Origin of the sequence: Candidatus Izemoplasma sp. (genome assembly GCA_036172455.1) — a bacterium.
Classification (GTDB): Bacteria; Bacillota_I; Bacilli_A; order Izemoplasmatales; family Izemoplasmataceae; genus JAIPGF01.
The window spans coordinates 277,715-293,338 of record JAXKVY010000001.1 but is presented as its reverse complement, the minus strand read 5'-3'; the positions used below and the strand labels follow the sequence as shown (position 1 = coordinate 293,338).

Genomic DNA, 15,624 nt, shown 5'->3' with positions numbered 1-15,624 from the left:
GATAGTACACAAACTATAAAGGGCATGAATCAAGTAAAAATCCCTTTATAAAGCAAAAAGAAACCGATTACACATCAATTTGCTTTGTAAGCACTTTCAGGTTGTGCTATAATATAATTGTAGAATCAAAATAAATCAAACCAAGAAACAAAATAGGAGGAGAAAAATGAGAAAATTATTATTAGTAGTAGCTTCCTTTGTGGCCGTATTTGCATTATCTGCATGTAACACTGACCGTGGATACACAGATTGTGAAACGCCAGATGGAACGCAAGCATGTTGGAGTTCAGAAGATGAACGCTTCCGTTGGGAAGAAGGCGCAGTCATTGAGATTGGTGTCGATAATGACGATATGGGTGCAGCTTTAGTTGCAGCATGGAACGCAGCATATCCTGAACTACAGGATAAAGTTGTCTTTAGAAACTATGGATCAGCTAATGGAGATTCTAGTGGTGTTCAAGGTATCGAAACTGGTCAAGGTGAAGCACCAGATGTTGCTTTAGTTATTGATAACGAGGTGACTGGACGCGTTGCTAACTTATTACCATTACATGAATACTTTGGTGATTTAGGTTCAGAACAAACGCACGAAGTTGTATATGAAACAATCAATGCCAAAGGAGATTATTACTTACCGGCATTTTATGATGGTATGACATTCTCTTGGAACAAGACAATGTTAGAAGCATTAAATGTTGATTTAACAGATGAAAATGAAGATGGATTACCAGAAGCATTTGACACTTGGGAAGAAATTTTCGCAATGGCTGATGAAACAACTGATCGTCCACAATTCGAAGGTAAAGACATTTTAGAATGGTATCCTATCTCTTTAGGTGAACCATGGAGTGCTTACTCTAGTTTAACTGCTGGTGGATGGCAATTATTCTCATCAGGAGATTTAACTGACCCAGGGTTTGATGACCCAGCATTCCAAGAGGGATTAGCATTTATCAAAGAATTTGCTAGCCATGATATGAGTGTTGATGAAACCGGAACTAAAAAAGCAGCAGCCTCTATGGGTTGGAGATGGGATGCATACTTAGATGGTGCGTATCCATTCTCACTTGTCGGAACTTGGATGAACGTTGATGGTAAAGAAGCAGAACATGGATATGACTTTAAATTCTCTGCAATGCCAACATATGATGGTGTTCAATTAACACCATTAATGAAAACCAAAGGGTTTGTTGTTAATGCCTTTACAGAGTATCCATCTGCAGCTAGTGAAGTCTTAAGATGGTTATATACTCAAGACACTATAGAAGTTATGATCAATAGTTCAGCTTACTTGCCTGCATTACAAACGGATGCAAGTATCTACCCTGTAATTGATTCTGAAAACAAAGAAGAGTTTGCATATGGTATGCGCTTTAATACATTAGAACCTGCTGGTTCATTACCAAATGCTGATACTGTTCGCGCAATGAATGTTTACTATAGTATTTCTATTGAAAACTTCTACCGTGAAGTATGGGATGGTACAATGACGCCTGCAGCTGCACAAACCGATATACACAGTGCTGCGGAACAATGGGTTAACGATAACAACGTATCGGAATAACAACGTTTAAATATGTTTAAAGGCTCCTGTGGGAGCCTTTTTCATTCAAAGAGGTGACTAACATGAAAAAAATACTAACATTACTTGGAATCTTGTTATTGTCTTTGACATTAGCCGCATGTCAACAGACCACAGATCCAAAGGATAACGATAATAATGATGATGATATGTCTTGGAAAAAAGAGTATGATATGGTTGACACATCACCTCATTTTGAAGAAAATGTTGATGTGTGCTACCAAATTTTCCCAATATCTTATGCCGATAGCAATAATGATGGCTATGGTGACCTACAAGGCATCACAAACAATCTAGATTATTTAAGCGAAACGTTGAACGTTGATTGTTTATGGTTAAACCCAATTCATCCATCGAATACTTACCATAAATATGATGTCATAGATTATTATGCCATAGATGATCGCTTAGGAACATTAGACGATTATGAAACATTACTTGAAGAAGCAGAAACAAGAGGGATTAAAGTCTTAATGGACTTTGTTGTTAATCATACCGCAGATGACCATCCATGGTTTATTAATTCACGAAGTTCGAAAGAAAGTGATTATAGAGATTGGTACATCTGGAATGACTTAAGTGATAAAGCAGCGTATCCTTCACAAGATGGGTGGTATTTTGATAATGGAGAATACTATTATGCCAGTTTTTGGGATCAAATGCCAGAACTCAATTTAGATAATCCAGAGGTTCGTGAAGAACTGAAATCTATCGCTACATTTTGGTTAGATAAAGGTGTGGATGGATTTCGTATTGATGCGGCCAAACATTTATATGATTTAAATGAATATCCCCGAGGAACCAATTTATTAGAGGAAAATACAGGTTTCTTTAAAGAACTCAATGCTCATATCAAATCAATCAATCCAGATAGTTTTATTGTTGGCGAGATTTGGAGTGAATCATCAAGTTACATTGGAAATTTTTATGAGGGTATGGACTCCACTTTTAACTTTCCATTGAGTGAGGCAATTATTGATGGATTACTCACAGGGACCGCTACCCCGATTACAGATGTGATGGTGGATTTAGATGCCGAATACAGCGAAACCCGTGAAACTTATATTGACTCAATCTTTCTAACAAACCATGATCAAAACCGTATTATTGATCAACTCAATGGTAATCTTGAAAAAGCACAACTTGCCGCAGCTATTAACTTCACCTTACCGGGTATATCTTGGGTGTATTATGGTGAAGAATTAGGCATGACAGGTGTTAAACCAGATGAAAGTATCCGTCAACCATTTATTTGGGGAGAAGATGATCCCCGTAATGTCCAAGGACAGAGTGGTGGTATTGCAGATTGGAATCCTTATAATGCCGCATTAGACGGAGTCATTAAGCAATTAGCGAACACCTCTTCAATGCTTAACCATTACCAAACCTTGATCACTTTAAAACAAACCAATCAAGCATTGGCACATGGTGATTTCATGATGGTGAATAATGATCATAGTCGGTTGTTGGCATATCTTATGGTCGCAGACAATCAAACCCTATTGATCATCCATAACATGAGTCAATTAGAACAATCTGTATCACATACACTGAGTACACACACTGTACTTTATGGCAGTGACACAATCAATCTCACTGATAGTATGTTAACACTCGATCCTTTAGAATCAGTGGTGATTGAGATTGATGAGACGGATGTGACATTGACTGAATAATAAAAAATCATATCAGATTGTCTGATATGATTTTTTTTGGTTATTTATAATGACTGTTTCTTTCTGACGATAAACAAGACTAACGCGCCAATTACAGCGGTTCCAACAATTACAAGAGCAGTAAAGTTTGTCGATGAGAAAAACCCTGTACTATTGTCTTCTGTAGGGGTATCGGCTCCGATTAAATCACCATCATACTCAACCCGTTCTTCAGAATACATTATGAGAGTATCATTGACACCAAGGGTAATTGTTTGCCCCCCTTCTTGAACATATAATGTAGAGAGTCCATTTTCTTCAATGGCTCCAATATCATCTGTTGTCGCAACAACATGCCATGTACCTTCTAATAATGTCACATCACGTGACTCATAGCCATTATTATACAGGAAGTAAGTTGTTTTCCATGGGTCATCATCGTCATGGAGTAAGAACGAGACAAAACCTGATTGATCATCTAAGATTAACTGTAAATGCTCGGTTATCGCTTCTGTTGTTTCGAGTGTGAAGACATCCTTTGTTTTACGTAGATGAATGAGTGCACGATAATATTCATATGTTTCATAATAGTCCACTTTCCAGTTCCAATTAATTTGGTTGGTTTCATCTGGCGAACGATAGCTGTTATGATCAAAACGATTTTGGCTATCACATTCCCCTTGTGCAACGCCATCTATGACAACACATGGTTTAGTGCGCATCATTTCAACCCCAGCATGTAAGAACGGAACACCTTGCGATGTTAAGATTAAGGCATTTGCTTGCCTTTGCATTCTGACTAAGGTCTCAGGTGAGGCAAACGTAGATAAGAACAATTTATCATGTAAGGTATTATTATCGTGTGCAGTAACGTAGTTTATTGCTTGATTTGGACTGTGTGCCCAAGGTCCTTTAGGTAAAGCACCTAATGGTAAATTAGGTTGCTCAGTCGCACCTGTAATGCCGAGTAACACTCTTGCATCGGCATAGTTATTTCCTTGTACAAACCCTTTATCAGCGGCTTCAAAGACACTACCTTTTATCCCATCACGGGTATCATCATTAAATACAGCGACACCAGGCATCTCGCCTAAATTGGCATTATAAGCTGCTTCACTGTCTGGTAACTGTGATGTACCGCCAGTCCATGGTTCACCATAAATCATAATGGTTGGATCAATTGCATGTAAGGCAGCTTCGATATCATTCATTGTATCGACATCATGAAGTTTCATTAAATCAAAGCGGAATCCATCAATGTGAAATTCCTCGACCCAATAGGTTAATGAATCAACCATATATTTATTAAACATATAACGCTCACTCGCTGTTTCATTCCCCGTGCCACTACCATTAGAAAATGTACCATCATCATTCATTCTAAAGTAGTAACCAGGTAATATCATATCAAAGTTTGAGTCAGCTGATTTTCCAGTATGGTTATAAACAACATCCATAATAACGCGAATATCATTTTCGTGGAAAGTTTGAATCATTTCTTTATATTCTTCAACGCGCACTTCACCATTAAATGGATCGGTTGAGTAACTACCTTCTAACGCATTAAAGTTTTCAGGCATATATCCCCAATTGAAGATACCGTCTTGAATATCATAATAACTTGGATCATTTAATCTTGTCTCATCAATAATACCGTGATCGAAAACAGGTAATAATTGAACGTGGGTAACACCTAAATCACGTATATGATCAAAGCCTGTTGTTACATTTTGATATGTTGTCCCCTCTTCAACCAAGCCTAAGAACTTACCACGTAAATCCTCTGTACCATTCCATGTTTCATGACTGGTTAAATCTCTGACATGAAGCTCATATATAATCGCGTCTGTATAGCTGTCAATAGTATCTGGTCGGGTGTCGGATGACCAATTATCGGGATTGTATCGATCAAAGTTAATAACCATACCCCGGTCTCCATTAACACCAGTAGAGTAGGCATACGGATCAACTAACTCATTTGTATACTCACCATTTGTGACAGAAAATGTATAATACACCTTATCTAAGTCACCAGATACAGTCACTGACCATACCCCTTTATCACCTAAAGTCATTGTATGTGTTTCATACGGATCATCAACACCGACATTTCCTTGATAGTCAGTAGTACTGGCATCATGTCCAGCAGTATAAAGGTTTAATGTAATAGCATCACTGATTGGTGCCCATAATTTAAAGGTCGTTTCTGTTTCAGAATAAATTGCACCCAGTTCACCATCGTAACCATACGCTTCATTGAACGCATCACTTTCATAAAATCCATCAAAGCCGACAGATGATGTCGCATTGGTGTCGTCCCCAAAGTCGATCTCAAGGGTATATTTTTTAGATAAATCAACAGGCTCATCAATATCAAATGATCCCGTCCAGTCAGACATACTAAAATTAGATATTGGGACAGATGTATCACCTTTTAACAACGTAACTTTATCAGATGATACATTGCTTGTTGCATTAAACGATATCGTATTTTCATCTTCAAAAGCTGCCGATAAGATTTTGTTCGAAACATCTGCATTCTCTAGTGAATAGTAGATCGTTGGGTCATTTTGTACTAAGTAAACATGAACCTCTCCAGAACTATTAGGACTTGACATATCAATATAGCGATCTTGTCCAACATCTTTTGCCCAGTCATCGGTTCTGACAATGACACCAACTTGGCTCGCCCCCTCTAAATGGGTATCGGCTAAAGTATGTTCATAGTAAACCCCATAATCATCGGTCCCGTTAAAGTCGTATTGTTGACCTTCTCCAGCGTTTGGTTGATATTGCCATAACCATAACGACCAGTCATCATACGATTGATCGTAACGGAAATAGTGTACCACCAGTTCAGTAGCATCCGCTGCATGAACGGTCATATGCGTTGAGACAAATAGCGCCGTGATTAGCGTTATCATCATCACTAATTTTTTTATTAATTTCATAAATAACTCCTCCTTAATTAGATACTTCCATTATAGCATAAACAAGGTATGTAATCGTTATCATTTTACATTGTGATAACGGTTACAACTTTTTTAATGACTACATCTAATCATATTCTGGATACGATTGCTTAAGATAACGTACTAAAATGTTGATTGAATAACTTGAATAAACATTAAGAGTTCGATATAATACGATAGAAAGAATAGAAACAGTGATAATTTAGGAGGAAACACGATGAATAATGTGAGGATTAATGACGGCATATTCATGTTCACAATGAACTTAGATGATATCTTATTCGAAAGTATGTGGGAGTTGCCAGATGGCGTCAGTATGAATTCTTATCTCGTTAAAGGAGATAAGGTCGCTATTGTCGATGGTGTGATTGGATGGGACGGTGTCCCAGAAACACTTTATGCGCATTTGAAGACGATGGATATAACAGTAGATGATATTGATTACGTTGTGGTAAATCATATGGAACCCGATCATTCTGGTTGGCTTGAAAACCTAAAAGAAATAACGACAGATTTTACAATTTTAGTCACCGCAAAAGGCGCACAGTTTATTTCATCTTATTATGGGGATGCGTTTCATATTCAAGTTGTTGAAGAAGGGGACACTGTTGATTTAGGACAAGGAAAAGTACTCAGTTTTCATCCAACGCCTAATGTGCATTGGCCAGAAACTATGTTAACGTATGAACAGTCAACACAAACCTTATTCTCGTGTGATATGTATGGCGGGTTTGGTACGTTACAAGCGTCTGTGTTTTATCAAGAATTAAGTGAGTCCGATCAAGCCCATTTTGATTATGAAACAGTGCGATACTTTTCTAATGTTCTTACAACGTTTTCACCGATGGTAAAACGGGCAATTCAAAAAACAGAAGAGCTTAATGTCAATATGATCGCGCCAGGACATGGTCCGGTATATAAAGACAGTGTGAACAAAATTATTGATCAATATAAACAATATTGTGAGTATGCGAACGGTGATGGAGACAATAAGATTACCATTCTTGTTGGCTCTATGTATGGTGTCACAGAAAAAGCAGTAGCGGCTATTGAAAGCTATTTATCAGATAAAGATATTACCGTATCGACACTGAAGTTACCATATGCGACTAAGAGTGATGTAGTTACAGAAGTCTTTACAGCTAAAGGAATTATTGTTGCCGCATCAACGTATGAATATCGTATGTTCCCCCCTGTAGCGCATGCGATTGATGAATGTGGTCGTAAGAAAATAACGAATAAAAAAGCATTATACTTTGGTTCATATGGATGGAATGCAAGTGCTGAAAAAGATTTAATGGGGATTATTTCAAATTACCGGATGAAATGGACGTTTGTTGATCCTATTTCTTTTGAAGGCGCAGCCAATAAAGAGACTATTCATAAGATTAAATCAGGTGTCGATGCCCTTTTAGAAAGTATGCAATAAGTCAACGAAAAGAATTCAATTTTTGAATTCTTTTTTTGAATCCAACTTCTTAAGCGTGTATAATACAATCATGGAGAGTGTTATATGCATTATACGCAAGTAAAAGGATTTCTATCCAATCATAATGGCATGAATTTATATCGAGGATGTACCCATGGATGCATTTATTGTGATTCTAGAAGTACATGTTACCAAATGAATCACCGGTTTGAAGATATCAATGTGAAAGAGAATGGGCTAAAACTACTGGAAACAGAATTGATCCGCAAACACCAAAAATGTATGATTGGAACAGGCGCAATGACAGACCCATATATCCCCCTTGAAACAACTATTAAATACACCCATCAAGCCTTAGAGGTAATTTATAAGTATGGTTTTGGTGTTGCAATTCAAACAAAATCTGCGCGTATCTTAGATGACTTAAATCTATTAAAAAAGATTAACCAACGCAGTAAAGCGATTGTTCAAATGACACTGACTACTTATGATGATGCCTTATCTCAAGTGTTAGAGCCGAATGTTTCGACAACTAAAGAGCGGTTTGAAGCGTTGTGTGAGTTTCAACAAGCAGGGATTGGGACAGTTGTGTGGCTATCGCCTTTGTTACCATTTATTAATGATACGGTAGAAAACATGCAAGGATTATTAATGTATTGTGTGAAAGCAAAAGTTAAAGGGGTTATTTTTTTTGGTGCGGGACTGACACTGCGTGAAGGGAATAGAGAGTACTTTTATCAGCAACTTGATAAACATTTTCCTGGGATGAAACAACGGTATCAGCGGATATATGGCAATCGATACGAATGCCGCTCACCAAATCATACTAAAATAAAAGATCTTGTTGAAAAGACGTGTGAAGCACATGGCATCCTTTATGACATTGATGAGGTGTTTACTTATATGAAGACATTCCCTAAAAAAACAAGGCAGTTATCATTGTTCTAATTCTTTTTGAGTTTAAGATAAAAATGGTGTATAATTGAGTAGAATTTTTATTAGGGGGAACAATATGATTGAAGTATTAAAAATAATGATTATTGGTATTATTGAAGGAATTACTGAATGGTTACCGATCAGTAGCACAGGACATATGATTTTAGCTGATGAATGGATTAATATGAATATGTCACCATCATTTAGAGAACTTTTCTTAGTCGTTATTCAATTAGGGGCTATATCGGCTGTAGGCGTGTTGTTTTTTAAAAAGTTAAATCCGTTTATTAAAGATAAAAAAGAGCGTATGAATGTCATTATGACATGGTTAAAAATAGCGTTTGCGTCTTTACCTGTCGCCGTTCTTGGATTGTTATTGGATGATTGGTTAACGGCGAAACTCTATAATTATATCACTGTCGCACTGATGTTAATAGTATATGGTGTTGTATTTATTGTCGTTGAAAATCATATGAGTGATAAAAAAGCGAATATTACGAGTATTGAAACACTGCCGTTTAAAACTGCTTTTTTGATTGGTTTGTTTCAAGTTTTAGCGTTAATTCCAGGAACTTCTCGTTCTGGCGCAACCATTATTGGTGGTCTAATTGTGGGGGCAAGTCGTTTTGTTGCCGCTGAGTTCAGTTTCTTTTTAAGTATTCCCGCAATGGTTGGCGCGAGTTTATTAAAACTCTATAAATACGGGTTTGATTTTACATCTGATCAAATTATTGCGTTAGTTGTTGGCATGCTTGTGTCATTTTTAATGAGTATTGTGGCTATACGTTTCCTAATCGGGTATGTAAAAAAACATGATTTTAAAGTTTTTGGTTACTATCGAATTGCACTGGGAATTGTAGTTGTGGTATACTTTATAGTGACAAATATACCGAATTAATGTCATTATATATGAGGGAAAGGGTTTATTATGAATCTACTAAACAAAGTTAAATTGATAAAATTGAATACTGCTGAAATACTTGTCCTTGGTTTTGCGGGGTTAATTTTGATTGGTAGTGTGTTTCTTGCCTTACCAATCGCGAGTAAAAGTGGTGAAAGTGTTGGTTTTGTTAACGCACTATTTACTTCAGCGAGTGCTGTTGCTGTGACAGGATTAGTCGTTGTCGATACCTTGACACACTGGACGACATTTGGCCATGTTGTTATTTTGGTGTTAATTCAAGTGGGCGGCCTCGGAATCATTACTATGGGAACCTTGTTTGCCTTGGTACTTGGCCGAAAAATAAATTTTAGAGAACGCGTTATAATGCAAGAGGCAATGAACAAAATATCTGTTAGTGGGGTTGTTCGTTTGGCTAAATATGTCTTAATTTTGACGTTTTTATTCGAAGGGATTGGGGCATTAATTCTCGCCACACGGTTTATTCCAATATATGGGTTTGGGAAAGGGTTATGGTTGAGTGTGTTCCATTCAATCAGTGCCTTTTGTAATGCTGGATTTGATTTAATTGGGAATTTCCGAAGTCTTACCCCATTTGTTGGAGATCCAGTTGTTAGTATTGTTATTGCCTTATTAATTATTTTAGGTGGGATTGGATTTGTTGTCTTACTTGAATTAATGGAGAAAAAAAGTCTTAAAAAGTTAAGTTTACATTCGAAAATGACGTTATCCATCACCGGAATTTTACTCTTGCTTGGGTTTATCATTGTATTGGCATTAGAATTTGATAATCCTGAAACAATGGGAAATCTTGGTATTGGTGGTAAACTGTTAAGTGGATTTTTCCATTCCGTGACCCCAAGAACAGCGGGGTTTAATACTTTGCCAATGGATAAATTGATGATGGGAACGATTGTCATGACAATTGTCTTTATGTTTATCGGAGGAAGTAGTGCCAGTACCGCTGGTGGTGTTAAAGTTACGACATTAGGTGTGATTGTCGCAACAATTTCGTCTGTGATTAAAGGGAAACAAGATACAGAAAGTTTTAAACGTAAGTTACCGAGGGATCTTGTGAATCGTTCCTTAACCGTTATCGCCTTATCATTAGCTTTAGTGATTTTAGTCGCCTTTATTTTAAGTATCACTGAAGATGCGACCTTTAAGGAAATCATTTTTGAAACAGTCAGTGCATTTGGAACTGTTGGATTATCATTAGGAATTACACAAGAGTTGAGTACTGTTGGTAAAATTGTTATCACTTTAACAATGTTCTTTGGTCGTGTTGGGCCACTTACAGTCTTTATGGCATTAGCAGAAAGACGCCAAGTTAGTAGTGCGATTGCTTATCCAGATGAACATATTATGATTGGTTAAAAGAGTGTGAAAACACTCTTTTTTTTATTCAATAAACTTGTTATAATATAGTGGTATGTAATCATGCATCATAGATTACAAATGTGATAATAATTACCAGTCTAAAGAGTACATTATATTTGACAGAAAACGACATCATTAGATGGTTTTGATGTATTGAAAGGCGTGTTTTATGTGTTACGGTATAGTTTAATACGAATGTTTTTAATGGTTGTGACGCTATTTTTAATTGTTTCTTTGGTGCAGTTCTTTGGTAATGTAGCGATGTTTTCTAAGTGGAGTATGCAACACCCTTTATATGAAGATTTTATATTAGCATGGGGAAGATATAAAGTGTTTTTAAGTGATGTTGTTTCAGACTGGTATTTTGGAGATAGCTTTTTATATAACCAAGATGCATGGGAACTCGCGATCAGTAAAATGTGGGTGACTGTTAAGATTAACTTAGCTGCCTATGTTTTTTATGTTAGTTTTGGATTTACGCTTGGCATCTTAGCCGCAGTCTATAAAAATTCTGTATTCGATAAGGTGGTTGTCAATGCGATTTTAGCTATAGGATCGATTCCCATATATATCATGATATTGGCTCTTATTTTATTTTTTGGATATCGATTGTTCATACTAGATCCCTTGTATACGCAAGTTGGAGAAGGGTTAATTGAACAACTTAAAGGACTTATTATTCCCGTTTTAGCCTTATCCTTTTGGCCGATGGCCAATATCATTCGTTTAACACGTGCAGAAGTAATTGATGAGTTAAGTGATGAATTTATCTACATTTTACGTGCAAAGGGATTAACCAGACGGCAGATTATTTTTAGACATACCATCAAACATGTGTTAACGACAATTATTCCAGAGATGACCAATACGTTTGTCGTGATTTTAAGTTTTTCATTTTTAATGGAAATTGTGTATCAAGTACCAGGCGTTGCCAAATTAATGTATGACTCAATTGTGACATCTAGTGGGTTTGGGAATACCGTATATCTTGATTTAGCAAATGTGATTGTTGTTGGTGGGTTTTATGCCTTTTTAGCATTATTAATTGGGTTTATAAACGATATGATTTTACCTCTGATTGATCCCCGGATCAAAATGGGCGTAAAACGTTAGGAGTGATTCTATGTGTGGTCGTTTTGTTATTCATTATACCTATGATGAATTACTTGCGTACTTAGATGATGTCTTTTCACCATATGAGATTCGGCATCAGTTAGAAGTGCCTAATTATAATATTGCCCCTTCAAACAATATTATATCAGTTATCACAAGCGCAGAAACTTACCGGATAGGAACCATTAAATGGGGCTTTAAACCATTTGAAAAATTCAAATATCCGATTATCAATGTCCGCTCTGAAACAATTAATGACAAACCCATTTATCGTCATGCATTTCAACATCGCCGCTGTTTAATTTTAGCTAATGGCTTTTACGAGTGGCAAACACAAGGACACGCGAAACAACCCTATTATATTCATCCTAAAATAGACACAATGTTAATTTTTGCAGGAATCTATACGGACTATGAAGATCGTGATGGTAATAGTCATTTTTCAGTCGCAATTGTAACAAAAAATGCCAATAAACAGATGCAGTCTTTACATGATAGAATGCCTGTTATATTTACCAAAGAAGCCGCAGAGACGTGGTTGCGTAAAGATACATCAATCGAGGCACTACGATCGCTAATAGAAAGTGATGAGGTGACATTAGAACACCATCCAGTTAGTCAACGCGTCAATAATGTTCATAATAATACACAAGAAAACATCCAACCAATCAATAAATGATGGTTGGATGTCATTTTTTGATTCAAAAAACCCTACTTAAAAAAGTAGGGTGTTATTTTCATCATTATTGTTTTTCAATGCAGATCACATAAGGACCTTGCGGTTTATTATAATAACTATATTTAATGACATGATAATCATCGAAGTCTAACGATTCAACATAGGTTAATACGTCATCGCTTTCTTCTTGTCCACCAAATTTACCAACATACACAACAAGGGCAATCATACCACCTGGTACCAAGCGTTCTTGTACCTTTTTAATGGCAGAAATTGTCGATGGACCTTGGGTTACGATTCGTTGGTCACTACCTGGTAGATGACCAAGGTTAAATAAAGCAGCTTTAATGTCTTCTTCGACATACTTGTCGAGATTTTCGTGCGAATCTAAAATCGTTTCTACATTATGAATTTTATTGCGTTTCATGCGTTCTTCTGTGTTTTCTATAGCGAGTTCTTGGATATCGAACGCATACACTTTTCGAGCTTGTCTAGCCAAGAATAATGTGTCATATCCGTTCCCGCATGTTCCATCAATGACATAGTCATCGTTGGTAATAATTTCCTTAAGTTTGTTATGTACAAAAGGAATTACTTTCTTTATCATTGTTATCACCTCTACACACATTATAACATGAAACAAGTGATTTTTAAGAGATAATTATAATTTTTTGCAAGCGCTTTTACATCATACTCCAAAGACCATTTTGCTTTTCAAAGAATAATAACGGCATAGTTATATGAACAACCCATGTGATTTTTCCATTGTGGACACAAAAAAAATGAAAACGGTTTACCAATTCTTTATATTTTATGTTAGAATAAAGAATAGAGAAACCGTTTACAAACACAATTCATTACATAAGAAACTAATTTGGAGGGACACAATTATGAAAAAATATGATATTGAAAAAATCCGGACGATTGCTGTTGTGGGGCCGCAAAGTTCGGGAAAAACTTCCTTTATGGAATCTGTGCTCCATGTTACAAATGTAAAAGGTGTTAAAGGAACCGTTGAAGATGAGAACACCACTTCAGATTTCTTAGAAGAAGAAAAAGGTCATTCATCATCATATTCAACATCAGTCATTCCTGTTGAATATGAAGGGTTCAAATTTAACTTCTTAGACACGCCAGGTGCTAAAGGTATGGTTAATGAGGTTAATCAAGCATTGAGTGTTGTAAAAGGCGCTGTCATGATTATAGACGGACAACGTGGGATTGATTTACAAACTGAACAGATTTTACATAGTTTAAATGATCGAAATGTACCAACATTCATTTTTATTAATAAAATGGACAAAGAAAATGTAAAGTATGATAAAGTACTAGATAGCCTAACAGAAATCTTAGGTAGCAAAGCTGTACCATTTTTATATCCCGTCATAGAAGATGACGACTTTAAAGGATATATCAATCTTGTAGATATGAAAAAACGTGTCTTAAAAGAAGGTAAAGTAGTTGATGAAGAAATTGATGATAATTATGCATCATTAGTCGAAGAACCACGTGAAAATATTGTTGAAAGTGTTGCAATGAGTAGTGAAGCATTACTTGAAAAGCATTTTGATGGTATTGAGTTAACTTATGAAGAAATTACAGGCGGATTACGTGAAGGCGTATTAAATGGGGATTTAAAACCTGTCGTTGTTGGATCTGTCTTGAAAGATATCGGTGTGCGTGACTTGTTAGAGATGTTTGAAATGTTCATGCCAGCACCAAATGATTTAAAGCCAAAAGCGGGTATGCATCCTGATACGGCAGAAAAAATTCGTCGTAAAACAGTGAATGATGCTCCGTTTAGTGCCTATGTATTTAAAACCAGTATCGACCCATATATTGGAACCTTGAACTATATTAAAGTCTATAGTGGGACTGTTAAATCTGGTGATAAAATATATAACCCAGTCACAAAAGAGGAAATTAAAGTCAACCAGATTTGTTTCTTACGCGGGAAAGAACAATTAGATACTGATTCTTTAAATGCTGGAGATATCGGGGTGCTCGTTAAATTAGATGATATCCAAACAGGCCATACGTTATGTGCGCCAAAACATCCAATCATTTATCGTGGCCCAGAAATTCCAACCCCAACCATTTATGTGGCAATCCATCCTAAACAAAAACGCGATGAAGATAAAATTTCATCGTCATTACATAAACTTGTTATTGAAGACCCATCGATTGAGTATAAACGTAATCGAGAAACATCACAATTACTCATTGGTGGACAAGGTATGGCACATATTAATTATACCTTAGAAAAATTGAAAAATGCTTTTGATGTAGAAGTGGATATTCTCGATCAAAAAATTGTCTATCGTGAATCTATTCGTAAGAAAGCTGAAGGTCACGGACGTCATAAGAAACAATCAGGTGGAAGTGGACAATTTGGTGTTGTCGATATCCGATTTGAACCAATGAATCCAAATGAAGAAGAGTTTGAGTTTGAAGAAGAGATTCATGGTGGTAGTGTACCAAAAGGATATTTCCCAGCAGTAGAAAAAGGATTAATTGACACCTTTGAAAGTGGCCCATTGGCTGGATTCCCAGTGATAGGTGTAAGAGCTGTCTTGTATGATGGGAAATACCATCCTGTTGATTCAAATGAAATTTCATTTAAAATTGCGGCGAGTTTAGCTTTTAAAGATGCAATTAAAAAAGCGATGCCAACATTACTTGAACCAATCATGCGACTTGAAATCATCTCTCATGATGATTATGTTGGCGATGTTATGGGTGATATTAATAAACGTCGTGGTAAAGTGTTAGGTATGGATCCGTTAAATGGTGGCAAACAACAAATCACTGCTGAAGTACCTGAAGCTGAGATTGTAAGTTATGCAATTGACTTAAACCAAATGACACAAGGAACCGGTGTCTTCAAACGTGAGTTTGTCCGTTATGAAGAAGTCCCACGTAACTTGATTGATGATATTGTCGCGCAGGTTAAGCGTGATCAAGAAGAAGAGTAAAG

At 36.4% G+C, this 15,624-nt stretch carries 11 protein-coding genes; 9 read left to right on the top strand and 2 right to left on the bottom strand.

Going from position 1 to position 15,624, the window contains the following annotated elements; translation table 11 throughout:
- The first annotated feature begins 166 nt into the window (after positions 1-166).
- Both UMR38_01335 and UMR38_01330 read left to right on the top strand, forming a co-directional pair.
- The gene (locus UMR38_01335; GenBank protein ID MEC9484502.1) at positions 167-1,564 is read left to right on the top strand and encodes an extracellular solute-binding protein; all 1,398 of its coding nucleotides are present in this window, start codon (positions 167-169) and stop codon (positions 1,562-1,564) included.
- A 62-nt stretch (positions 1,565-1,626) separates the two neighbouring features.
- The gene (locus UMR38_01330; protein MEC9484501.1) at positions 1,627-3,258 is read left to right on the top strand and encodes an alpha-amylase family glycosyl hydrolase; all 1,632 of its coding nucleotides are present in this window, start codon (positions 1,627-1,629) and stop codon (positions 3,256-3,258) included.
- A 44-nt stretch (positions 3,259-3,302) separates the two neighbouring features.
- On the opposite strand, the gene pulA is transcribed toward UMR38_01330, so the two are convergent.
- Complete coding sequence (pulA, locus tag UMR38_01325) at positions 3,303-6,188, bottom strand: type I pullulanase (GenBank protein ID MEC9484500.1); 2,886 nt, start codon at positions 6,186-6,188, stop codon at positions 3,303-3,305.
- A gap of 238 nt (positions 6,189-6,426) precedes the next feature.
- Here pulA and UMR38_01320 point away from each other — a divergent pair, with 238 nt between their 5' ends.
- The 6 genes from UMR38_01320 (at position 6,427) to UMR38_01295 (ending at position 12,647) form a co-directional block, all read left to right on the top strand.
- Positions 6,427-7,638, top strand: a complete 1,212-nt coding sequence (locus tag UMR38_01320; protein MEC9484499.1) for an FprA family A-type flavoprotein — start codon at positions 6,427-6,429, stop codon at positions 7,636-7,638.
- A gap of 84 nt (positions 7,639-7,722) precedes the next feature.
- A complete protein-coding gene (locus UMR38_01315; GenBank protein ID MEC9484498.1) occupies positions 7,723-8,586 on the top strand; it encodes a radical SAM protein in 864 nt (287 codons plus the stop codon).
- A gap of 64 nt (positions 8,587-8,650) precedes the next feature.
- Complete coding sequence (locus UMR38_01310) at positions 8,651-9,472, top strand: undecaprenyl-diphosphate phosphatase (protein MEC9484497.1); 822 nt, start codon at positions 8,651-8,653, stop codon at positions 9,470-9,472.
- A gap of 30 nt (positions 9,473-9,502) precedes the next feature.
- Complete coding sequence (locus UMR38_01305) at positions 9,503-10,852, top strand: TrkH family potassium uptake protein (GenBank protein ID MEC9484496.1); 1,350 nt, start codon at positions 9,503-9,505, stop codon at positions 10,850-10,852.
- Positions 10,853-11,026: 174 nt separating this feature from the next.
- Complete coding sequence (locus tag UMR38_01300) at positions 11,027-11,968, top strand: ABC transporter permease (GenBank protein ID MEC9484495.1); 942 nt, start codon at positions 11,027-11,029, stop codon at positions 11,966-11,968.
- A 10-nt stretch (positions 11,969-11,978) separates the two neighbouring features.
- Complete coding sequence (locus UMR38_01295; protein MEC9484494.1) at positions 11,979-12,647, top strand: SOS response-associated peptidase; 669 nt, start codon at positions 11,979-11,981, stop codon at positions 12,645-12,647.
- Between the two features lie 64 nt (positions 12,648-12,711).
- Here the strand turns inward: UMR38_01295 and UMR38_01290 are convergent, their stop codons facing one another.
- The gene (locus tag UMR38_01290) at positions 12,712-13,254 is read right to left on the bottom strand and encodes a class I SAM-dependent methyltransferase (protein ID MEC9484493.1); all 543 of its coding nucleotides are present in this window, start codon (positions 13,252-13,254) and stop codon (positions 12,712-12,714) included.
- A gap of 283 nt (positions 13,255-13,537) precedes the next feature.
- Between UMR38_01290 and UMR38_01285 the strand changes: the two genes are divergently transcribed.
- The gene (locus UMR38_01285) at positions 13,538-15,622 is read left to right on the top strand and encodes an elongation factor G (protein ID MEC9484492.1); all 2,085 of its coding nucleotides are present in this window, start codon (positions 13,538-13,540) and stop codon (positions 15,620-15,622) included.
- Positions 15,623-15,624 lie beyond the last annotated feature (2 nt).

Coding starts and splice junctions, on each gene's coding strand:
- UMR38_01305 (MEC9484496.1), top strand. CDS start 9,503: ATGAATCTACTAAACAAAGTTAAATTGATAAAATTGAATACTGCTGAA.
- UMR38_01320 (MEC9484499.1), top strand. CDS start 6,427: ATGAATAATGTGAGGATTAATGACGGCATATTCATGTTCACAATGAAC.
- pulA (MEC9484500.1), bottom strand. CDS start 6,188: ATGAAATTAATAAAAAAATTAGTGATGATGATAACGCTAATCACGGCG.
- UMR38_01295 (MEC9484494.1), top strand. CDS start 11,979: ATGTGTGGTCGTTTTGTTATTCATTATACCTATGATGAATTACTTGCG.
- UMR38_01330 (MEC9484501.1), top strand. CDS start 1,627: ATGAAAAAAATACTAACATTACTTGGAATCTTGTTATTGTCTTTGACA.
- UMR38_01290 (MEC9484493.1), bottom strand. CDS start 13,254: ATGATAAAGAAAGTAATTCCTTTTGTACATAACAAACTTAAGGAAATT.
- UMR38_01315 (MEC9484498.1), top strand. CDS start 7,723: ATGCATTATACGCAAGTAAAAGGATTTCTATCCAATCATAATGGCATG.
- UMR38_01335 (MEC9484502.1), top strand. CDS start 167: ATGAGAAAATTATTATTAGTAGTAGCTTCCTTTGTGGCCGTATTTGCA.
- UMR38_01310 (MEC9484497.1), top strand. CDS start 8,651: ATGATTGAAGTATTAAAAATAATGATTATTGGTATTATTGAAGGAATT.
- UMR38_01285 (MEC9484492.1), top strand. CDS start 13,538: ATGAAAAAATATGATATTGAAAAAATCCGGACGATTGCTGTTGTGGGG.